This window comes from Stenotrophomonas sp. SrG, from assembly GCF_050031795.1.
GTDB lineage: Bacteria > Pseudomonadota > Gammaproteobacteria > Xanthomonadales > Xanthomonadaceae > Stenotrophomonas > Stenotrophomonas rhizophila_A.
Genome location: NZ_JBNBBE010001357.1, coordinates 1 through 235, shown reverse-complemented (window position 1 = coordinate 235; position 235 = coordinate 1). Strand labels below are relative to the sequence as shown.

The following is a 235-nucleotide window of genomic DNA, read 5'->3' as shown; positions in this document are numbered from 1 at the left end:
TGCGCCCAACCCCTCAGGTAGGGCGCCACGTGTACCGGAAATGCCCACCCTGCTTGTCCTCATCCAGCGTGTTACCCAGGCCAGCGTCAGCGTGGACCACGCCGTGGTGGGCCAGATCGGCCCCGGCCTGCTGGCCCTGGTGGGCATGGAGCCCGGCGATACAGAGGCCCAGATCCCGCGGATGGCCGAACGCCTGCTTGGTTACCGTGTGTTTGCAGATGAGATAGGGAAAATG

At 65.1% G+C, this 235-nt stretch carries 1 protein-coding gene; it reads left to right on the top strand.

Features of this window, described 5'->3' with window-relative positions; all coding sequences use genetic code 11:
• Window positions 1–49: 49 nt before the first annotated feature.
• The coding region (locus ACQG3P_RS23830) for a D-aminoacyl-tRNA deacylase (RefSeq protein ID WP_426806432.1) at window positions 50–235 on the top strand (186 nt) is incomplete at its 3' end.